Source organism: Pseudomonas sp. NPDC096917, assembly GCF_044762555.1.
In the GTDB taxonomy this organism is placed as follows: domain Bacteria; phylum Pseudomonadota; class Gammaproteobacteria; order Pseudomonadales; family Pseudomonadaceae; genus Aquipseudomonas.
Genome location: NZ_JBIWEO010000033.1, coordinates 1 through 20,477, shown reverse-complemented (window position 1 = coordinate 20,477; position 20,477 = coordinate 1). Strand labels below are relative to the sequence as shown.

General features: G+C 55.8%; 21 protein-coding genes. 10 read left to right on the top strand and 11 right to left on the bottom strand.

Annotated features, from left to right (window positions below):
* Nucleotides 1–107 precede the first annotated feature (107 nt).
* A complete protein-coding gene (locus tag ACIQYF_RS23165; RefSeq protein ID WP_402866458.1) occupies nucleotides 108–2,009 on the bottom strand; it encodes a potassium transporter Kup in 1,902 nt (633 codons plus the stop codon).
* Between the two features lie 363 nt (nucleotides 2,010–2,372).
* On the opposite strand from ACIQYF_RS23165, the gene rimO reads away from it, so the two are divergent.
* The 5 genes from rimO to tsaA all read left to right on the top strand — a co-directional run bounded on the left by rimO (nucleotide 2,373) and on the right by tsaA (nucleotide 6,329).
* Entirely contained in the window at nucleotides 2,373–3,710 is a 1,338-nt protein-coding gene (gene rimO, locus ACIQYF_RS23160; protein WP_402866455.1) for a 30S ribosomal protein S12 methylthiotransferase RimO, read from the top strand.
* Nucleotides 3,711–3,813: 103 nt separating this feature from the next.
* Entirely contained in the window at nucleotides 3,814–4,278 is a 465-nt protein-coding gene (locus tag ACIQYF_RS23155) for a GNAT family N-acetyltransferase (RefSeq protein WP_402866452.1), read from the top strand.
* Between the two features lie 71 nt (nucleotides 4,279–4,349).
* On the top strand, nucleotides 4,350–5,060 hold the full coding sequence (locus ACIQYF_RS23150; RefSeq protein WP_322238652.1) for an rRNA pseudouridine synthase: 711 nt from the start codon (nucleotides 4,350–4,352) through the stop codon (nucleotides 5,058–5,060).
* Nucleotides 5,061–5,136: 76 nt separating this feature from the next.
* On the top strand, nucleotides 5,137–5,598 hold the full coding sequence (locus ACIQYF_RS23145; RefSeq protein WP_019408172.1) for a DUF1456 family protein: 462 nt from the start codon (nucleotides 5,137–5,139) through the stop codon (nucleotides 5,596–5,598).
* 29 nt (nucleotides 5,599–5,627) lie between these two features.
* Nucleotides 5,628–6,329, top strand: coding sequence for a tRNA (N6-threonylcarbamoyladenosine(37)-N6)-methyltransferase TrmO (gene tsaA, locus ACIQYF_RS23140; protein WP_402866448.1), 702 nt, complete (start codon nucleotides 5,628–5,630; stop codon nucleotides 6,327–6,329).
* Between the two features lie 136 nt (nucleotides 6,330–6,465).
* Here tsaA and fpr read toward each other — a convergent pair whose 3' ends face one another.
* Nucleotides 6,466–7,245 carry a ferredoxin-NADP reductase gene (fpr, locus tag ACIQYF_RS23135; RefSeq protein ID WP_007923929.1) on the bottom strand — a complete coding sequence of 260 codons (780 nt, stop codon included), beginning with the start codon at nucleotides 7,243–7,245 and terminating at the stop codon, nucleotides 6,466–6,468.
* Nucleotides 7,246–7,362: 117 nt separating this feature from the next.
* Between fpr and ACIQYF_RS23130 the strand changes: the two genes are divergently transcribed.
* Nucleotides 7,363–8,289, top strand: a complete 927-nt coding sequence (locus tag ACIQYF_RS23130; protein ID WP_402866445.1) for a LysR family transcriptional regulator — start codon at nucleotides 7,363–7,365, stop codon at nucleotides 8,287–8,289.
* Here the strand turns inward: ACIQYF_RS23130 and ACIQYF_RS23125 are convergent.
* The 3 genes from ACIQYF_RS23125 to ACIQYF_RS23115 all read right to left on the bottom strand — a co-directional run bounded on the left by ACIQYF_RS23125 (nucleotide 8,286) and on the right by ACIQYF_RS23115 (nucleotide 10,416).
* Entirely contained in the window at nucleotides 8,286–8,648 is a 363-nt protein-coding gene (locus ACIQYF_RS23125) for a diacylglycerol kinase (RefSeq protein ID WP_402866442.1), read from the bottom strand. The genes ACIQYF_RS23130 and ACIQYF_RS23125 overlap by 4 nt on opposite strands.
* Nucleotides 8,649–8,723: 75 nt before the next feature.
* Nucleotides 8,724–9,374, bottom strand: a complete 651-nt coding sequence (erdR, locus tag ACIQYF_RS23120) for a response regulator transcription factor ErdR (protein WP_402866440.1) — start codon at nucleotides 9,372–9,374, stop codon at nucleotides 8,724–8,726.
* A 295-nt stretch (nucleotides 9,375–9,669) separates the two neighbouring features.
* Nucleotides 9,670–10,416 carry a tRNA-uridine aminocarboxypropyltransferase gene (locus ACIQYF_RS23115; protein ID WP_402866461.1) on the bottom strand — a complete coding sequence of 249 codons (747 nt, stop codon included), beginning with the start codon at nucleotides 10,414–10,416 and terminating at the stop codon, nucleotides 9,670–9,672.
* Nucleotides 10,417–10,646: 230 nt separating this feature from the next.
* On the opposite strand from ACIQYF_RS23115, the gene ACIQYF_RS23110 reads away from it, so the two are divergent.
* A complete protein-coding gene (locus ACIQYF_RS23110) occupies nucleotides 10,647–11,057 on the top strand; it encodes a PA3611 family quorum-sensing-regulated virulence factor (protein ID WP_402866437.1) in 411 nt (136 codons plus the stop codon).
* Nucleotides 11,058–11,257: 200 nt separating this feature from the next.
* Nucleotides 11,258–12,379, top strand: a complete 1,122-nt coding sequence (locus tag ACIQYF_RS23105; RefSeq protein ID WP_402866434.1) for a TIGR00730 family Rossman fold protein — start codon at nucleotides 11,258–11,260, stop codon at nucleotides 12,377–12,379.
* Nucleotides 12,380–12,536: 157 nt separating this feature from the next.
* On the opposite strand, the gene recX is transcribed toward ACIQYF_RS23105, so the two are convergent.
* The 5 genes from recX to ACIQYF_RS23080 all read right to left on the bottom strand — a co-directional run bounded on the left by recX (nucleotide 12,537) and on the right by ACIQYF_RS23080 (nucleotide 16,171).
* Nucleotides 12,537–13,004, bottom strand: a complete 468-nt coding sequence (gene recX, locus ACIQYF_RS23100) for a recombination regulator RecX (RefSeq protein ID WP_402866431.1) — start codon at nucleotides 13,002–13,004, stop codon at nucleotides 12,537–12,539.
* Between the two features lie 8 nt (nucleotides 13,005–13,012).
* Nucleotides 13,013–14,125 (bottom strand): recombinase RecA, encoded by a 1,113-nt coding sequence (gene recA, locus ACIQYF_RS23095; protein WP_402866428.1) that lies wholly within the window; start codon nucleotides 14,123–14,125, stop codon nucleotides 13,013–13,015.
* A gap of 84 nt (nucleotides 14,126–14,209) precedes the next feature.
* Nucleotides 14,210–14,710 carry a CinA family protein gene (locus ACIQYF_RS23090; protein ID WP_402866425.1) on the bottom strand — a complete coding sequence of 167 codons (501 nt, stop codon included), beginning with the start codon at nucleotides 14,708–14,710 and terminating at the stop codon, nucleotides 14,210–14,212.
* A gap of 108 nt (nucleotides 14,711–14,818) precedes the next feature.
* Complete coding sequence (locus tag ACIQYF_RS23085) at nucleotides 14,819–15,163, bottom strand: phage holin family protein (protein WP_402866422.1); 345 nt, start codon at nucleotides 15,161–15,163, stop codon at nucleotides 14,819–14,821.
* Nucleotides 15,164–15,436: 273 nt separating this feature from the next.
* Nucleotides 15,437–16,171, bottom strand: a complete 735-nt coding sequence (locus ACIQYF_RS23080) for a helix-turn-helix transcriptional regulator (protein ID WP_402866419.1) — start codon at nucleotides 16,169–16,171, stop codon at nucleotides 15,437–15,439.
* A gap of 192 nt (nucleotides 16,172–16,363) precedes the next feature.
* On the opposite strand from ACIQYF_RS23080, the gene mutS reads away from it, so the two are divergent.
* A complete protein-coding gene (gene mutS / locus ACIQYF_RS23075; RefSeq protein ID WP_402866416.1) occupies nucleotides 16,364–18,943 on the top strand; it encodes a DNA mismatch repair protein MutS in 2,580 nt (859 codons plus the stop codon).
* Between the two features lie 129 nt (nucleotides 18,944–19,072).
* Nucleotides 19,073–19,396, top strand: coding sequence for a ferredoxin FdxA (fdxA, locus tag ACIQYF_RS23070; protein ID WP_402866413.1), 324 nt, complete (start codon nucleotides 19,073–19,075; stop codon nucleotides 19,394–19,396).
* Between the two features lie 273 nt (nucleotides 19,397–19,669).
* Here fdxA and ACIQYF_RS23065 read toward each other — a convergent pair whose 3' ends face one another.
* Complete coding sequence (locus ACIQYF_RS23065) at nucleotides 19,670–20,302, bottom strand: TetR family transcriptional regulator (protein WP_402866410.1); 633 nt, start codon at nucleotides 20,300–20,302, stop codon at nucleotides 19,670–19,672.
* Nucleotides 20,303–20,477 lie beyond the last annotated feature (175 nt).

Here is a 20,477-nt window from a genome sequence, read left to right as displayed (position 1 = left end):
GCGGCCACATCTGGCATTGAAATACAAAACGCCCGATGCGGTGCATCGGGCGTTTTGAGACTGAAATGGGTGTAAACCTATTTCAGGACTAGACAGCTGTCGCCGGATTACATCTCGACCTGAGTTCCCAGTTCGATCACTCGGTTCACCGGCAGTTTGAAGAATCGCAGGTTGCCATTGGCATTTTTCAACATGAAGGCAAACAACCCTTCGCGCCAGCGCGCCATCCCTACCAACTTGGACGCAATAACCGTTTCTCGACTCAGGAAGTAGGTGGTCCGCATTGGGCTGAAGTCCAGCTCGTCGAGGTGGCACAGCTTTAGCGCTTGCGGCACATCTGGCTCGTCCATAAAACCGAAGTGCAAGATCACCCGGTAAAACCCTTCACCATAAGCATCCACCTCGAAACGCCGCTGTGCAGGGACCCGCGGCGAGTCTTCGTTGACCACGGTAAGCAAAACCACTTGCTCGTGCAGCACCTGGTTATGCAACAGATTGTGCAACAAGGCGTGCGGCACAGCATCTGGCCGGGCGGTCAGGAACACCGCTGTCCCCTGAACACGATGCGGAGGCTGCACCCGAATGCTGCTAATAAACAGCGGTAGCGGCAAAGCGTTTTCATCCAGGCGATCAACCAGCAACTGCTTGCCACGCCGCCAAGTGGTCATCAGGACAAACAGCACAATCCCCGCCAACACCGGGAAGGCCCCGCCCTGAACAATCTTCGGCACGTTGGCGGCAAAGAACACACCATCCACCAGCAGAAAGCCGATCAACACCGGAACCGCTAACACAGGCGGCCACTTCCATAGCAGCAACATGACCGCCGACACCAAAATACTGGTGATCAACATGGTCCCGGTTACGGCAACACCGTAAGCCGACGCCAGCGCACCCGAAGACTCAAAGCCCAGCACCAGCAAAATAACGCCGACCATCAATGACCAGTTCACGGCACCGATATAGATCTGGCCCTGCTCCGCACTGGAGGTGTGCTGGATGTGCATACGCGGGATGTAACCCAGTTGAATCGCCTGACGGGTCAAGGAGAAGGCCCCCGAGATCACCGCCTGAGAGGCAATGACGGTTGCCAGCGTGGCCAGCACCACCAAGGGGATCAACGCCCAGCTTGGCGCCAGCAGGTAGAAAGGGTTGCGCGCCGCCTCTGAATTTTCCAGCAACAAGGCACCTTGACCAAAATAGTTCAGCACCAGCGCCGGCAAAACCAGGATGAACCAGGCGCGAGCAATCGGTTTGCGCCCGAAGTGCCCCATGTCGGCGTACAGCGCTTCAGCACCGGTCAGCGCCAGCACCACAGCGCCCAAAATGGCCACGCCCATGCCGGGATGAGAAACGAAGAAACGCACGCCCCAGATCGGGTTCAGCGCGTTAAGCACTTCAGGGTGCTGCGAAATGCCGTTAATACCGAGCACGCCCAGCACCACAAACCACAGCACCATAATCGGGCCAAACAGCTTGCCCAGCGTGGCGGTGCCGCGGCGCTGGATCAAAAACAGCGCGATCAAGACGATCAGTGCGAGCGGCACGACCCAGCGATCCAGACCACTGAACGCCAATTCGAGCCCCTCAACCGCGGACAATACCGAAATGGCCGGCGTGATCATGCTGTCACCATAAAACAGCGAGGCACCGATCAACCCCAGAATCACCAACACCGAACGCAGCTTGGGATAGGGCGACGCTGCACGACGCGCCAGCGCTGTCAGGGCCATGATCCCGCCCTCGCCTTCGTTGTCGGCGCGCAGAATGAACAACACGTACTTGATCGAGACGACCCAGATCAATGACCACAGGATTAGCGCCAAAATACCGAAGACGCCATCATGGTTGACCTGTACGCCATACCCCCCGGTGAACACCTCCTTGAGGGTATACAACGGGCTGGTACCAATGTCGCCATACACCACACCGACAGCAGCAACCAGCATCCCGATGGGCTTTACCTTTGAGTGACCGTCTTCTGTTGCCTGACTACTGAGCTGCCCCATTAACCACTCCTACGACCTTGGACCGTGCTTCTTAATGGCGAGCGCCGCACTTGATATGCAGCATGCTCTGATTTTCTGACTGTTATCCACGCCTTTTACCGACGAAATCACGTCGATTCAAAACCTGATTTCGCAACGGCGCGCAGCATAGCGCAGCACTCGTCGTAAATCCCCGTATAACGCTGGTCAAGTGCGTTGACCATAGCTAAAATTGCGCACTTTTTTTGATTAGAGGCGCACAGGGTCTGTAACCGCTTTATTGAGAGCCGCGTCGCGGCGCCAATGAAACGCAACAGACCCTGAGCGCCCGTTCGTCGTGCAGCCTTTACGGGCATGTAACGTCACTACATACCGAGGTTCGCCATGTCCACCGTTACCACGCCAGCCAACCCGAAGGTTGGGTTTGTTTCCCTGGGTTGCCCAAAAGCTCTGGTCGACTCCGAGCGCATCCTTACGCAACTGCGTATGGAAGGCTATGACGTCGTTTCCACCTATCAGGACGCTGACGTCGTGGTGGTCAACACTTGCGGCTTCATCGACAGCGCCAAAGCTGAATCGCTGGAAGTGATTGGTGAAGCCATCAAGGAAAACGGCAAGGTCATCGTGACCGGCTGCATGGGCGTCGAAGAAGGCAACATCCGCAACGTGCACCCAAGCGTATTGGCCGTTACCGGTCCGCAACAGTACGAACAAGTCGTGAACGCTGTGCACCAGGTCGTACCGCCGCGCCAGGATCACAACCCGCTGATCGACCTGGTTCCGCCTCAAGGCATCAAACTGACACCGCGCCACTACGCCTACCTGAAGATCTCTGAAGGCTGTAACCATAGCTGCAGCTTCTGCATTATTCCGTCGATGCGTGGCAAGCTGGTTAGCCGTCCGGTGGGCGACGTGCTCGACGAAGCCCAGCGTCTGGTTAAAGCAGGCGTGAAAGAGCTGCTGGTTATTTCCCAAGACACCAGTGCCTACGGCGTTGATGTGAAATACCGCACCGGTTTCTGGAACGGCGCACCGGTTAAAACCCGCATGACCGAACTCTGCGAAGCACTGAGCAGCCTGGGCGTCTGGGTCCGCCTGCACTACGTTTACCCGTACCCGCACGTTGACGAGCTGATCCCGTTGATGGCTGCCGGCAAGATCCTGCCGTACCTGGACATCCCCTTCCAGCACGCCAGCCCGAAGGTGCTCAAGGCCATGAAGCGCCCGGCATTTGAAGACAAAACCCTGGCGCGGATCAAAAACTGGCGCGTCATCTGCCCGGACCTGATCATCCGCTCGACCTTTATCGTCGGCTTCCCGGGTGAAACCGAAGAAGACTTCCAGTACCTGCTGGACTGGCTGACCGAAGCACAACTGGACCGTGTGGGTTGCTTCCAGTACTCGCCAGTCGAAGGCGCTCCGGCCAACCTGCTGGACGCGGCCGTCGTGCCGGACGACGTCAAGCAAGATCGCTGGGAGCGTTTCATGGCTCACCAACAGGCCATCAGCGCAGCACGCCTGCAACTGAAGATCGGCAAGGAAATCGAAGTCCTGATCGACGAAGTTGACGAGCAAGGCGCTGTAGGTCGCTGCTTCTTCGACGCCCCGGAAATCGACGGCAACGTGTTTATCGCCACCGAAAAAGACATCAAGCCAGGCGACAAGATCATGTGCCGCGTGACGGACGCCGACGAGTATGACCTGTGGGCCGAAGCGCTCTAAACAGCAATCAGCTCTTAAAAAGCCCTGCCGCACGCGCGCCAGGGCTTTTTTTACGACTATTGTTAGGAGGCTCTTCAATCATCAGTGTCAGGAGACACGCACGATGCAACACAAATGGGCCATCCATACGCCACGTCTTAGCGATTTCGATGCATTAACTCAGGTATGGGAAGCCTCGGTTCGCGCCACCCATGATTTTCTGCCTGACCGTTATATTGAGTTGCTGCGCCAACTGGTCAGAGACCAATACCTGGACGCCGTGATGCTGATCTGCTGCAAAGACCCAATCAGCAAGCGCATTATCGGTTTTGCCGGCGTAGCCGCAGCCAAGGTTGAAATGCTGTTCATCCACCCTGATTACCGCAGGCAGGGGGTGGGCAAATGCCTGCTCATGTTCGCCATCAGCGAACTGAACGCTCGATTGCTGGACGTTAACGAGCAAAATGCGCAAGCCATTGGTTTTTACCTCAAACAAGGCTTTGAGGTCATTGGGCGCTGTGAAAAAGACGGTATGGGTCAGCCTTACCCACTGCTGCACCTGCGGTATAAACGCCCTGCACGCGTATAAGCTAAATGTTGCCGGGCTTAACCGGCGTCAGGCGGGTACAATACCCGCCCAATTCCATTACGGCCCCTGTCATGTCTGAACCGATACGTCTCTCCAAACGCCTCATCGAACTCGTCGGCTGCTCGCGCCGTGAGGCCGAACTGTTCATTGAAGGTGGCTGGGTCACGGTAGATGGCGAAGTCATCGACGAACCGCAATTCAAGGTCGACAACCAAAAAGTCGAGCTGGACCCGCAAGCCAAGGCCACTGCGCCAGAGCCTGTGACCATTTTGCTCAACGCCCCTGCTGGCCTGGACACCGACAGCGCCCTGCAACTGATTACCCCGGACACCCTGAGTGAAGAGCACCGCTACGGCAAGCGCCCGCTCAAAGGGCACTTTCTGCGCCTGACCGTTGGCAACGAGCTGCAAGCCAACGCCAGCGGCTTGCTGGTGTTCACCCAGGACTGGAAAATCGTTCGCAAGCTGACCGCCGACGCCAACAAGATTGAGCAAGAGTACGTGGTTGAAGTCTCTGGCGAGATGGCCCCCCACGGCTTGAACCGACTCAATCACGGCATGACCTACAAGGGTCGCGAGTTGCCTGCCGTCAAAGCCAGCTGGCAGAGTGAAAACCGCCTACGCTTTGCGATGAAGAATCCACAGCCGGGTGTGATCGCACTGTTCTGCCAAGCCGTAGGCCTTACCGTCATCTCGATCCGCCGAATTCGTATTGGCGGTGTGTCGATGGGCAAACTGCCCGTAGGTCAATGGCGCTACATGACCGCTAAAGAAAAGTTCTAAATACGGCCCCACCCCGCACATTTCGACACCGCAGCCTTGCCTGCGGTGCTCACTGCTGAATATCAGGATTGCTCACATGATTCATAACGACGTACTGCGCAGCGTGCGCTACATGCTGGATATCAGCGACAACAAAGTTGTCGAAATCATCAAGCTCGGTGGCTTGGACGTGACGAAAGAAGACGTCCTGACCTACCTGAAAAAAGACGAAGAAGAAGGCTTTGTTCGTTGCCCGGACAATGTCATGGCGCACTTCCTTGATGGCCTGGTGGTGTTCAAGCGCGGCAAGGACGAAAGCCGTCCACCGCAGCCGGTTGAATTACCCGTAACCAACAACATCATCCTGAAAAAGCTGCGCGTGGCCTTCGAACTCAAAGAAGACGACATGCATGCGATCCTCAAGGCTGCCGAGTTCCCGGTCTCCAAGCCTGAGCTGAGCGCCCTGTTCCGCAAGTTCGGCCATACCAACTACCGCACGTGTGGTGACCAGTTGCTGCGCAACTTCCTGAAGGGGCTAACCCTGCGGGTTAGGGCTTAAAAGCAGCTTGTCGCTGGGAGCCCGCGACCATGACTTACACCGTTTCCCCTATCGGCTTTGTGCGCTCCTGTTTCAAGGAGAAGTTCGCCATTCCGCGCCAACCCCAGTTGGCCCCGGCCGCCCGTGGTGTGCTGGAACTGGTCGCGCCGTTTGATCAGGGCGATGCAGTGCAGGGCCTGGAGCAAGTCAGTCATGTCTGGTTGCTGTTTGTGTTTCACCAAGCGCTGGAAGATAAGCCTCGGCTCAAGGTACGTCCGCCTCGGCTGGGCGGCAATAAATCCACCGGGGTGTTTGCCACGCGTGCCACTCATCGCCCCAATGGCATCGGCCAATCGGTGGTCAAGCTGGACAGGGTGGAAGCCAGCCGGCTGCATATCTCGGGAATTGACCTGCTCGACGGTACGCCGATTCTCGACATCAAACCCTATGTGCCCTACGCCGACATTATCGACAGTGCCAGCAATAGCATGGCTAGCGCGGCGCCAGTGCTGATTCCAGTGCACTGGGCTGATGCGGCCCTGAATCAAGCGCACGCCCATGCCCTGCGCCTTCAGGAACCACTGGTGGCGCTGATCGAGCAATGTTTGGCCCAAGACCCACGCCCTGCCTACCAAACGCCTACAGCTGAACGTGAATACGGCGCACAGTTTTGGGATCTGGACGTGCGCTGGCATTACCCAGAGCCCGGCATGATCCGCGTGCTTGAGGTTGTTTTGGCCAATCGCGGGTAGAGCCGAAATCCCGTGGGAGCTGCCGAAGGCTACGATCTTTTGATGTTCCAGATCCACAGTTCGCTGCCTTCGGCAGATACCCAACAAAAAACCCGCGCCACCTTGAGGTAACGCGGGCTTTTTTATGCGGCGTCGCTTACTTCTCGACGAAGGCGCGCTCGATCAGGTAGTCACCCGGCTCACGCATACGTGGCGAAACAGTCAGACCGAAGCTATTCAGTACTTCGCTGGTTTCGTCGAGCATGCTTGGGCTGCCGCACAACATGGCGCGGTCGTCCTGCGGGTTGATCGGTGGCAGACCGATGTCGCTGAACAGTTTGCCGCTGCGCATCAGATCAGTCAGGCGACCTTCGTTTTCGAAAGGCTCGCGGGTCACGGTTGGGTAGTAGATCAACTTTTCACGCAGCGCTTCACCGAAGAACTCGTTCTGCGGCAGGTGCTCGGTGATGAACTCGCGGTATGCAACTTCGTTGACGTAACGCACGCCGTGGCACAGGATCACTTTTTCGAAACGCTCGTAGGTTTCAGGATCCTGGATGACACTCATGAAAGGCGCCAAACCAGTGCCCGTGCTCAGCAGGTACAAATGCTTGCCCGGCTTCAAATCGTCCAGCACCAGCGTACCCGTAGGTTTTTTGCTGATGATGATCTCGTCGCCTTCTTTCAAATGCTGCAACTGGGAGGTCAGCGGGCCATCCGGCACCTTGATGCTGAAGAACTCCAGATGCTCTTCCCAGTTTGGGCTGGCAATTGAGTAGGCACGCATAAGCGGACGGCCATTTGGCTGTTGCAGGCCGATCATCACGAACTGACCGTTTTCAAAGCGCAGGCCCGGGTCACGGGTGCACTTGAAGCTGAACAGGGTGTCATTCCAGTGATGAACACTGAGGACACGTTCGTGGTTCATGTTGCTCATGTACGGGGCTCCTAAATTCGCCAGCGCTGACTATGAGCGCGATTGCACAGCATTCTAATGGCGACGACAATATCTGTTAACTGAATTATTAAGATAAGGGTTATCGGTTATATCGATATGCGATTTACTCTCAGACAACTCCAGGTTTTCGTTACCGTCGCCCAACAAGAGAGCGTGTCCCGTGCGGCAGGCTTGTTGGCCCTTTCACAATCGGCAGCCAGTACCTCAATCACCGAGTTGGAGCGCCAGACCAGTTGCCAACTGTTCGACCGTGCGGGCAAGCGTTTAAGCCTCAACGCCCTTGGTCGTCAGCTATTGCCGCAGGCGGTAGCCCTGCTGGATCAGGCCAAGGAAATAGAAGACCTGCTCAACGGCAAGTCGGGCTTTGGCTCGCTGACCGTCGGCGCGACCCTGACCATTGGCAATTACCTGGCGACCCTGCTGATCGGCAGCTTCATGCAGGCTCACCCGGAAAGTCAGGTCAAATTGATTGTTCAAAATACCGCTCATATCGTGCAACAAGTTGCCCATTATGAAATTGATCTGGGTCTAATCGAAGGCGACTGTAGCCACCCAGACATTGAAGTTCAGAGCTGGGTGGAGGATGAACTGGTGGTGTTCTGTGCTCCTCAGCATCCCTTGGCTGCTCGCGGTCATGCCACTCTGGAAGAGCTGACCCGCGAAGCCTGGATTTTACGCGAACAAGGGTCGGGCACCCGCCTCACTTTCGACCAGGCCATGCGCCATCACCAAAGCACCCTGAACATCCGCCTGGAGCTGGAACATACCGAGGCGATCAAGCGGGCCGTGGAGTCCGGGCTGGGCATCGGTTGTATTTCACGCCTGGCACTGCGCGATGCTTTCCGTCGCGGCAGCCTGGTGGCTGTAGAAACCCCGGACCTGGATCTGGCGCGGCAGTTTTTCTTTATCTGGCACAAAAAGAAGTACCAGACCTCAGCCATGCGCGAGTTTTTAGAGCTGTGCCGCGCGTTTACCGCCGGGGTTCAGCGCAGCGATGAAATCGTTCTACCCGCCATTGCTTAGAGCAGAATCACGGCCCACACCACGGCAATCAGGGTCAGCACGACAAATTGAGCGGCGCTGCCCATGTCCTTGGCGTTTTTCGACAAAGGGTGCAAATCGAGGGATATACGATCAATCGCTGCCTCAATTGCCGAGTTCAGCAGCTCTACAATCAGTGCCAACAGGCAGACTGCAATCAGTAATGCCCGCTCTACCCGGCTGACATTCAGAAAGAACGACAGCGGAATCAATACGACGTTAAGCAGTACCAATTGCCGAAATGCCGCCTCGCCGGTAAAGGCTGCGCGTAGACCATCCAGCGAATAGCCGCTGGCATTCAAAATCCGTTTAAAGCCGGTTTTACCCTTGAAAGGCGACATAAATAGGCAACTGCACAAAAAATGAGGGGGGAAAACTAATTCACGCGGCGTCAAAAATGCGTGAAGACAAGCGTTTTAATGACTTGAAATTGATTCCAGCTGTTGCAGAAGTAGTGCGGCTTGAGTCCGGGTGCGAACCCCCAACTTGCGGAAAATCGCAGTGACGTGGGCCTTGATCGTTGCTTCCGAAACGCCCAGTTCATAGGCAATCTGCTTGTTCAGCAGGCCTTCACAGACCATGGTCAACACCCTGAACTGTTGCGGTGTCAGGCTGGCCAGGCCTTCGCTGGCGGCTTTGGCTTCTGCCGAAACCTGAACTTCTTCGAACGCCTGAGGTGGCCAGGAAACATCGCCATCCAATACGGCACGCACTGCTTTTTGAATCTCTTCCAGCGAACTGGACTTGGGGATAAAGCCACTGGCGCCGAACTCTCGCGAGCGCACCATGACTGAAGCTTCTTCCTGCGCTGAAACCATTACCACCGGGATCTGCGGGTATTGACCACGCAGCAGCACCAGCCCGGAAAAGCCGTAAGCACCCGGCATGTTCAAGTCGAGCAGAACCAGATCCCAATCAGCCTTTATTTCCAGCTGTTTTTCCAGCTCGGCAATACTGGCGACCTCAACCAAGCGAACATCAGAGCCCAAGCCCAAAGTGACGGCCTGATGCAAAGCGCTGCGAAACAACGGATGGTCATCAGCAATCAGGATTTCGTATGTGGCCATTTTTTAAATGATCCTGTTTTTCAGGCAAGACTGGGTAAATTCCAGCACTCGCTAAGGCAACTCGAGCAACAGTACTAAGACCGTGCATCAGCTAGATGTCAGAAGATATAAGCGTTTGAGCAGCATCTGCCGCCGAATCGGCGCCAAGCATGCCGAGCCAGAACAGTAGGGTCAAGCGTAAAACTTGACGCTGAGGTCCAGTAACAGCCATTACTGCGCCAGCATCAAAATCGAATTTGACCTATCGCTCCTATCGTTTATTACGCGCTGAAAATTGTAGCGCTAGTTCTTTAGTCTATTGAGCCCGGTTCTGAGAAAGGTCTTTTACAAAAACACCCAGTTCCTGATGCGCAACGCTGGACTCATTCACCGGCAGTTGGTTTTTGGCGTCCAGATAATGCTGACTGAACACATCAAAATACGCATCCAGCGCACTGGATGCTTCGGTATCGCCCGCCAAGTCGAGGCACAGGCTGGCCACTTCGGCGGTACACAGGTGTTCACTGCGGGTTGAACGGCGCAAGCGATAGCGTGAGAGCTTCTCTGGCAGAAGACTCAAAATCGGCAAAGCATCCAGATAAGGGCTTTTGCGAAATATCTTGCGCGCTTCGGTCCAGGTCGCATCAAGCAGGATAAACAGCGGCCGCTTGCTGCTGTCGACAGTCACGGTGTGCGTGACCCGCTCGGGCGCAACATATTCGCCGGGGAACACCAGATAGGGCTGCCACTGTGGATCAGCCAATAGCGCGAGCAACGTGTCATCGATTTCAGTGCGCGACCAGATAAAGGCAAAGTTGTCACTGACCACGTCGGCGATCAGCCAACCCGTGTTGCTCGGTTTGAACACTTCCTTTTTAGTCATCAGCAGGCACACGCCTGAACGGGCACTGACCTTGGGCCGCCAACTGCACAGACAGTGGCTTTCGATTACGCGGCACGTATGGCAACGCGGTGCACGTGAGCCACGCGCCAAGTAGGGTTTGGTGCTTTCCTCTTCACGCTCGTCTCGTAAACGGGCTACAGCATTAGGGGAATGAGTCATCAGGGTCATGGATTTTTACTTAAGGGCACCGACCGCCCATTCGCCACGGGCTGGCGCAAGAACGGATTCACGGGAGAAAGGCTTGAAGTCTACCAGAGGCCAGACGCAGGCAGGCTAAAGCATGACCGCGGGCATTTCCTGTCACACAATGCTGACCTATACTCCGGCGCCACTGAACGCACAGATCGATGGTGGGTCAAAGCCTGCGTCACGCATATCAGGAGAGTTTCATGTTGCGCACTATTATTCCGACCGTTGCTCTATTGCTGGCATTGCCTTTGGGCGCGCAAGCGGCCTCTCTTGCAGAATTCAACCTGAACAAAAATTTGGTTCGGGTTGCTGAAAAGAGCAACGAAGGTAAGCCACGCGCTATCAGCCCGGACCTGCTGGACAAAGGTTTCACAGTGGATGGCACGGTATTGATCAACAATCTGGAAGCCAGTCCGAATCTGGCCGCAAAAATGCGCTCGGCTCCCGAACTAGCGGTTCCGCAGTTAGGTCGCAGCGTTTGCAGCGATCCAAACTTCCGCAAGTTGCTCAAGCAAGGCGCCACAATGCGCTTCGACATCAGGGAATATAAAACCAACAACTCGGTGTTGACCCAGGACATCCGCGCCGATAATTGCCAGCGCAAAGGCTGATTTTCACAGGTACCTGCACGTCGTAGCGTGATACGGCGTGCACGGCGCCCTCTGCAATTCTTCATCTACATCAGGCGATTAGCGGTTGCCAGCTCTAACATCTCGGGACCATTATCAAGTCATCGTGTTTGACACTTTGTGTCTCGGCGCCTGACTGATTTGCGGCGCCCCCCAAGGATGTTGTGTAGAAGGAGAAGTACATGCCCGATCAACCCGATGACACACTGCCACTTTATTTCGAGAGCCAAGGCCTCGACTTAGCGAAAGGTGTGGACGCACAGTTGCAACGTGTCGCGCCCGACAGCCCTAACCTCCCGCTTTATCGCGAGATGCTGCTCACTGTATTGCGCATGGCCCACGATGACTTTGATCGCTGGAACGCCAAAATCACGCTGCAAGCTATACGTGAACTCGAAAAAACCTTCCGCGTTTTGCTGCCATTCAAGGGGCGTCGCAAGGTCACCGTTTTCGGCTCGGCACGCACACCGGTCGAACATCCGCTGTATGCATTGGCCCGAGAGATGGGGGCCACACTGGCACGCGCCGACATGATGGTCATCACCGGCGGCGGCGCAGGCATTATGGCCGCAGCCCATGAAGGTGCCGGCCTTGAGCACAGCCTCGGATTCAATATCACGCTGCCTTTTGAGCAGCATGCAAACCCTACAATCAGTGGATCAGCCAATCTGCTGGCGTTTAACTTCTTCTTCACACGCAAATTGTTTTTCATCAAGGAAGCCGATGCCCTGGTGATGTGCCCAGGCGGATTTGGCACGCTGGATGAAGCGCTGGAAGTGCTGACGCTGATTCAAACGGGCAAAACGCCGTTGGTTCCCGTGGTGCTATTGGATATGCCGGGCGGAACATTTTGGCAGGGCGCGCTGGACTTCATTCACAACGAACTGGAAGCCAACCAGTACATCTTGCCCAACGATTTGAAACTGATGCGTTTTGCCCACAGCGCAGAAGAGGCCCTGGCCGAGATCAATCAGTTCTACACCAATTTCCATTCAAGCCGCTGGCTGAATAAAACCTTTGTTATCCGCATGAAATACCCGCTCAACGTGCAGGCGCTGGCGCACATACAAAAATCTTTTGCTGATATTTGCCTGAACAATGGTTTCTGCCAGTCGATTGATGACGGTCAGGATCATGATATCTCCCTCACTCTGTACCGCCTGAGTTTTGCATTCAGCGGACGTAATCAAGGGCGCTTGCGAGAGCTGGTCGACTTTATCAATCTGCAACAGCACTGGGAGATAGCCGACACCGAGGACGCATCGGCCCGGCGTGAGTCGCCAGTAGATCCAGTAGGCATATAAGGTTTTAGGCACGGGTTTTGTGTACACGCAAAACCCGTAGCCGCTGACGAGGGGCTAAGGCGGCGATCTTAAGGCTTGTGAAATGCGCTTATCGCGATGGTCGGCTTTACGACGACTGCGTCGCACTAATTGCTTACTTGCGGTTAGAGCGCAAGTCTTAGTTGTCAAACTCTCGTCCGCTTAGCAGTCGGCCGATCATTTCAAGCGAATAACCTCGGTAGCTTAGAAAGCGCCCCTGGCGAGCACGCTCCTTCGCATCTTCAGGCAGCACCCCTGCAAACTTGCGACGCCATGTGTCTTCCAACTGCTCTTGCCAGTTGAAACCACACTCGCGTATCGCCTCTTCAACATCCCCACGTGGCAAGCCGCGCTGGTTAAGCTCTTCGCGAATACGCAAAGGACCGTAACCAGAACCGGCACGATAGGAAATATAGCTTTCAAGGTAACGCGACTCCGACAGCAGCCCTTCTTCCGTTAAACGGTCGAGGGCTATGTCGATCATGTCTGGGCAAGCGCCGCGCTGACGCAGTTTGCGCGTCAGCTCGACTCGGCCGTGCTCGCGGCGCGCGAGCAGGTCCATTGCAGTTCGTCGTACCGCGACGAGGTTATCCAAAACGGCAGTCATGGGCTCTATCAGTTATCGTTTTCAGCAGAGTTTTCCAATTCCATTTCTGCTGCTTCAGCTTCATCAGCCGCCGCTTTGGCAGCTTTGCTCAACTTCGGCGCTGTCTTCAGCTCTGCCAGTTCACTGTCGGTCTTTGGCCCCAACAACTTGGCGCGCAGTTGCTTCTCGAGGGCGTCCTTGATGTCCGGGTTATCGTCGAGGAACTTGGCGGAGTTGGCCTTACCCTGACCGATTTTGCTGCCGTTGTAGCTGTACCAGGCACCGGCTTTCTCGACGAAGCCGTGCAATACGCCCAGATCGATCATTTCACCGTTGAGGTAGATACCCTTGCCGTAAAGAATCTGGAATTCGGCCTGACGGAATGGCGGTGCCACTTTGTTCTTGACCACTTTGACGCGGGTTTCGCTGCCGACGACCACATCGCCTTCTTTCACAGCACCGGTGCGACGGATATCCAGACGTACCGACGAGTAGAATTTCAGAGCGTTACCACCAGTAGTGGTTTCCGGGCTACCGAACATCACGCCGATTTTCATACGGATCTGGTTGATGAAGATCACCAGACAGTTGGCGTTTTTGATGTTACCGGTGATTTTACGCAATGCTTGCGACATCAGACGGGCTTGCAGGCCCACGTGCATGTCACCCATGTCGCCTTCGATTTCAGCTTTAGGGGTCAGAGCTGCCACGGAGTCGATGATAATGACGTCAACAGCGTTGGAGCGCACCAGCATGTCGGTGATTTCCAGTGCTTGCTCACCCGTGTCTGGCTGCGAAACCAGCAGGTCATCGACGTTTACACCCAGCTTGGCCGCATATTCTGGGTCAAGGGCGTGCTCGGCATCGACGAAAGCGCAGGTTGCACCCACTTTTTGCGCCTGTGCAATCACTGACAGCGTCAGGGTGGTTTTACCCGAAGATTCTGGACCGTAGATTTCAACAATACGGCCTTTTGGCAGACCGCCAATGCCCAGTGCGATGTCCAATCCCAGCGAACCGGTAGAGATAGCTGGCACTGCCTGGCGCTCTTGATCGCCCATCAGCATGACGGCGCCCTTGCCGAATTGACGTTCGATCTGACCCAGGGCCGCAGCCAAGGCTTTCTTCTTGTTGTCGTCCATTAAAGTCCTCTCAAAATCAATAAGGCCATGACGGCCGATAACTGTATAAGTAGCCAGTATTATTCCACAGGGATAAACGATCGCCTACCCCTGATTTTCTATTTCTCGTACCGTTCGGCGTATTAGGCCTTCCAGCGCGGCGATCACTGTTTGTCGACGGACTTCATCACGATCGCCAGGAAAGTGCCTGCGATCGGCTGTCACTTCGTCACCAACGCCCCATGCAAGCCAGACGGTGCCAACCGGCTTTTCTTCCGACCCGCCACCCGGACCGGCAACGCCACTTACGGCGACGGCAAAGCGTGCGCCACTTTGTGCCTGCGCGCCACGCACCATGGCCTCAACCACTTCACGGCTTACCGCCCCAACCTCAGCGAACAAAGGCGGCGGGACATTCAATTGTTTGGTTTTTTGCTGATTGGAGTACGTCACAAACCCCGCCTCAAACCAGGCGGAGCTGCCCGCAATCCGGGTAATGGCTTCAGAAATTGCACCACCGGTGCAGGACTCGGCAGTCGTAACTTGAGCGTTAAGAGTCTGTAAATGGCACCCAAGTTCAGCTGCCAGTTGAGATAGTGGGTCCATGAGGCTCTCCTGTTGGTGCGTCCAAGCGCCATAACCTACACGAGCAGGGGGACGTTGCAAGACGACAGAGCGCTCACGGCTGAACCTCACACAATAAAGTCGCTACTCCTACGGCTCGCTCCGGGAGTCGGCAGCAGAATTTTCCACCCCCAGCCTTTTGGCGGCCCAGCGCTGATAAAGACTGATGGCGGCATCTGCACCCGCCAGCGCGGTCAGGCAACCAAACGCACCGGCAGCCAAAACCGACATCCCTGCCGCGTACAGCAGCATAAAGGTGGACACACCGCACACCATGCAGGCTCCGGAACGCAGCGCCAATCGCCGAATCAGTAGCCAACCGCTGGCACCCTCCTTGTCCGCCCGCCACATCTCGCCAAAGACGCCGCCCACCAACGCAAGAAGGATGACCAGCAACACCGGCATATCCAGCAATATTTGCGGTTCATTAATCATGTCTTCACTCCTGAATCCTTAGTGATAGAGCCAATGGCTGGCTTGGACTGAACAGCGGGCGCTGCCTGGAACGCTACTTCCCTGCTTGAGTCAGATCGGATAACCGCGATGCAACAAAGACTATGCATGTATGGATATACAGTCAATGCACCAATGCATATATTTATCCCCCTCTAACCCACAAGTGGGTCGAAGCGACATAAGCAGTACGAACCGTCTTAATTCAGGCAAAAAAAAGCCCACTTCAGGTGGGCAATTTCTTAAACATAATGACTAACGCGCGTACATCCCCCACCAGAACACGTGCCCCAGAATCACCAATTGCTCATCCTCCAGATCAGCGAAGGCATAATCTTCATCTGGAAACTCATCACGATTAAAGCTGCGTAAACGAATACCGTTGGCGAGACGATAAAGCTGCTTTACTCGCAACTGACCGTTGTGATTGAGCGCATAAAGGTCACCATCGATGACCTCTTCAATCGTGCGCTTACCCGCATTGACACCAACGGTTGCTCCGTCACGCAACACCGGTAGCATGCTGTCGCCGCGAACCGTTACACATTTCGCCTGATCGAACTCCACGCCATTGTGGCGCAGGCTGCGCTTGCCGAAACGCAGCTTGGCACGCTCGCTTTCTTCAATGGCAAAACGCCCCGAACCCGCCGCCAGTTCAACCTGGCGCAAGAACGCAATGGACACCTCGTCATCAGCCACAGGCGTGTCGTCGTCCCACAAGCAAATGTCACGCAGCTCCGGGTGCAGAGGTTGCGCATCAGAAATGCCAGGCACAGGCGGATCCTCCCGGCCGCGCAAACGATCGGTACTGATCTGAAAATACTCGGCAATTTTGGAGATATGCCTGTCGGAAGGATCGACAATTTTCCCGCTCAATATCCGCGAGAGTGTGGACTGCGGCACACCCGTACTTCGATGCAGCGCCATCGCGCTGATCTGGTGACGAATTAGCAGTTCTTTAAGGACCGTTGAAACAGTTCGTTTGGACATGCCGAGAATAGTGCTGGGCGTGTTTATAGATGGCAAATGCTATTTCTTCTATTTATAGCTACGCACCAGCGCACCCGATGCGTCCCTGTAGATGCAGGCGGCTGACATGTTAACCTTGCGCCCATTGCGAAAAAGCCGCGCCTGACGCCCGCTTTTCACCCACCTTTTAATCGAATCCGCCTAAGCCCCCTAATGAGCAAGAATACTTCCGACCTGTCCTCACACACGCCGATGATGCAGCAGTACTGGCGCCTCAAAAACCAGCACCCTGATCAATTGATGTTCTATCGCATGGGCGATTTCTACGAAATCTTCTATGAGGATGCGAAGAAGGCCGCCAAGTTGCTGGACATCACCCTCACGGCGCGTGGGCAGTCTGCCGGGCAAGCCATTCCCATGTGCGGAATTCCTTATCACGCAGCCGAAGGCTACTTGGCCAAGCTGGTAAAGCTAGGCGAGTCGGTGGTGATTTGCGAACAAGTGGGCGACCCGGCAACCAGTAAAGGTCCGGTTGATCGTCAGGTGGTGCGCATCATCACCCCGGGCACCGTCAGCGATGAGGCGCTACTCGATGAGCGCCGCGACAACCTGATTGCTGCAGTACTGGGCGACGAGCGCCTGTTCGGCCTTGCCGTGCTGGACATCACCAGCGGCAACTTTTCGGTGCTGGAGATTAAAGGCTGGGAAAACCTGCTGGCCGAGCTGGAGCGTATCAACCCGGTTGAGTTGATGATCCCGGACGACTGGCCTCAGGGCTTGCCTGCCGAAAAACGTCGAGGGGTTCGTCGTCGTGCGCCATGGGACTTTGAGCGCGATACCGCACTCAAGAGCCTGTGCCAGCAATTCTCGACCCAAGACCTCAAGGGCTTTGGTTGCGAGAACCTGACCTTGGCCATTGGCGCTGCCGGATGCTTGCTCAGCTACGCCAAAGAAACCCAGCGCACCGCCCTGCCCCACTTGCGCAGCCTGCGCCATGAACGTCTCGACGACACCGTGGTGCTCGACGGCGCCAGCCGTCGCAATCTGGAACTGGACACCAACCTGGCAGGCGGGCGCGACAACACCTTGCAGTCGGTGGTCGACCGCTGCCAAACCTCAATGGGCAGCCGCCTGCTGACTCGCTGGCTGAACCGCCCACTGCGCGACTTGAATGTGCTGCTGGCGCGCCAATCGTCGATCACTTGCCTGCTGGAAGGCTATCGTTTCGAAAAGCTGCAGCCACAGCTAAAGGAAATCGGCGACCTGGAACGTATCCTGGCGCGTATCGGTTTGCGTAATGCGCGGCCTCGCGATTTGGCGCGCTTGCGCGATGCGCTGGGCGCTCTGCCTGAGTTGCAAGACGCAATGATCGGCCTCGAGGCCCCGCACCTGCAGCAACTGGCTACCATCACCAGCACCTACCCAGAACTGGCGGCGCTGCTGGAAAAAGCGATTAACGACAACCCGCCTGCGGTGATCCGTGACGGCGGTGTACTGAAGACCGGTTATGACGCTGAGCTGGATGAACTGCAATCGCTAAGCGAAAACGCCGGGCAGTTCCTGATTGATCTCGAAGCGCGTGAAAAGGCCCGAACCGGTTTGGCCAACCTCAAGGTCGGTTACAACCGCGTCCACGGTTACTTCATTGAGTTGCCGAGCAAACAAGCCGAACAAGCGCCGGCTGACTATATACGCCGTCAAACCCTCAAAGGGGCTGAGCGCTTTATCACGCCAGAGCTTAAAGCCTTCGAAGATAAGGCCCTGTCGGCCAAAAGCCGCGCCCTGGCCCGCGAGAAGATGCTGTACGAAGCACTGCTCGAAACCCTGATCGGGGAATTGCCGCCCCTGCAGGACACCGCAGCCGCGCTGGCCGAACTGGATGTGCTGAGTAACCTGGCCGAGCGAGCACTGAACCTTGACCTGAACTGCCCGCGCTTTGTCGATGAACCGTGCATGCGCATCAGCCAAGGTCGCCATCCGGTGGTCGAACAAGTGTTGACGACACCATTTGTGGCCAACGATCTCGGACTGGACGACAACACCCGCATGCTGGTGATTACCGGTCCGAACATGGGTGGTAAGTCCACCTACATGCGTCAGACCGCTTTGATTGTGTTGCTCGCGCACATCGGCAGCTTTGTTCCCGCAGCCAGTTGCGAGCTGTCGCTGGTGGACCGGATCTTCACGCGGATCGGATCCAGTGATGACTTGGCCGGCGGACGCTCTACGTTCATGGTCGAAATGAGCGAAACGGCCAATATCCTGCACAACGCCACAGAACGCAGCCTGGTACTGATGGATGAAGTGGGACGCGGCACCAGCACCTTCGACGGTTTGTCGCTGGCCTGGGCTGCGGCCGAACGTCTCGCCCAATTGCGCGCATACACCTTGTTTGCCACACACTACTTTGAGCTGACAGTGTTGCCCGAAAGCGAGCCGCTGGTCGCCAACGTGCACTTGAGTGCAACCGAACACAACGAACGCATTGTGTTCCTGCACCACGTATTGCCAGGCCCGGCCAGTCAGAGCTATGGTTTGGCAGTGGCGCAGTTGGCGGGGGTGCCTGCCAATGTCATCACCCGTGCACGTGAACATTTGAGCCGACTTGAGACCACCAGCCTGCCTCATGAAGTGCCACGCCCGGCAACCGGCAAGAAACCAGCACCGCACCAAAGCGACCTGTTTGCCAGCCTGCCGCACCCGGTACTGGATGACCTTTCCAAGCTTGATCTGGACAACATGACGCCGCGTAAAGCACTTGATTTGCTCTACACATTAAAGACACGCCTTTAAAAGCTGCTAGAATCGCGCGCGGTTCGGGATGCTACTGGCCTTTTAGCCTGGTCAGCAGACATCACTCCCGAGCCCTGCGAACCCGAACTGGAAGGGCTTCGCTGCCGCCGCCTGAGGAGAAAATTAGAAATGACCTTCGTCGTCACCGACAACTGCATCAAGTGCAAGTACACCGACTGCGTAGAAGTCTGTCCGGTGGACTGCTTTTACGAAGGCCCGAACTTCCTGGTGATTCACCCGGATGAGTGCATTGACTGCGCGCTTTGTGAGCCTGAATGCCCTGCCGTGGCCATCTTCTCGGAAGATGAAGTGCCTGCAGGCATGGAAAACTTTATTCAGTTGAATGTTGAGCTGGCTGAAATCTGGCCAAACGTCACTGAACGCAAAGACCCTCTGCCGGACGCAGCCGAGTGGGATGGCAAGAAAGGGAAGATCGAGTTCCTGGAACGCTAATTCGCGCTGTAGCAAAAAGCCCCGTCTCCTGCGAGTCGGGGCTTTTTGCGTTTCAGGTTGACGAAAAGTCTGAGACCAACTCAACCCGCTTCGCCGCTCCCTGCTCCGAGGCCCTGGCAAGGCCGTCACAATTAACCTACAAAATACTGAGCCTGCTAACTTTAAACTCGCAAGACGGACGTATATAAAGGCTATTTACGACCGACGACGCATCCGACGAGAATCTTCACTCGCCTTATCGTCCAATCGAACTAGACTCTCCCGAATTCAGCTTCATTTGCGCAAGCTCGGGCTAAGACGCAGCATTTCAATGGCAATGTCGACCCAGGACTCTGCTTCCTTGTGGAGCTCGAAACTATTGGGGACCAGCAGCCATTGCCCGAGAATACCGTCGATATAGGCATGCAAGGTAATCGCGGCGCGGCAGGTATCCAGATTTGAAGGGAGTTGTTCGCGATGGACTGCATTATTCAGCGTGAGTTCAATTCGGCTGTTACAGTCGACACTCGCCACTTGACGTTGAAGGCGCAAATCGCACATTTCGTCAGTAAATTCACATTTATGAAACAAAATTTCATTAATACGCCGAGTCTTAGGATCAATAGCAACCTGACGAAACAAATGAATCAACAGCTTGCGCAGACAGCCCAGCGGGTCGAGTTCTGTCTCGCTTTCGCTGGCTTTGGCCAGCTCATCCAGCGGCTCATGCAAGCTGTCCAGCATGGCCTGAACCAAGTCGGCCTTGTTGCTGAAATGCCAGTAGATTGCACCTCGGGTGACACCCGCCAGCGCGGCAATATCAGCCAGTGTGGTACGGGCAACACCCCGCTCATAAAAGGCCTGCTCGGCTGCTTCGAGGATTTTGCTCCGGGTTTCCTGAGCTTCTTCTTTGGTACGACGCACCATGGCATTAAAAACCTCAATCAGGAGGGCTGGGACACGTGCAATCGAGCACCCAAACCGACATCGGGTGGCTTTTTTTTTGCCTTTGTCCCGTCCTGAATAGGGTTTACACCTTCTGACCTATCTTCAGGAGGACTCAATGGATTCGGGAAAAAGGCGCAGTCAGCGTGATTACACG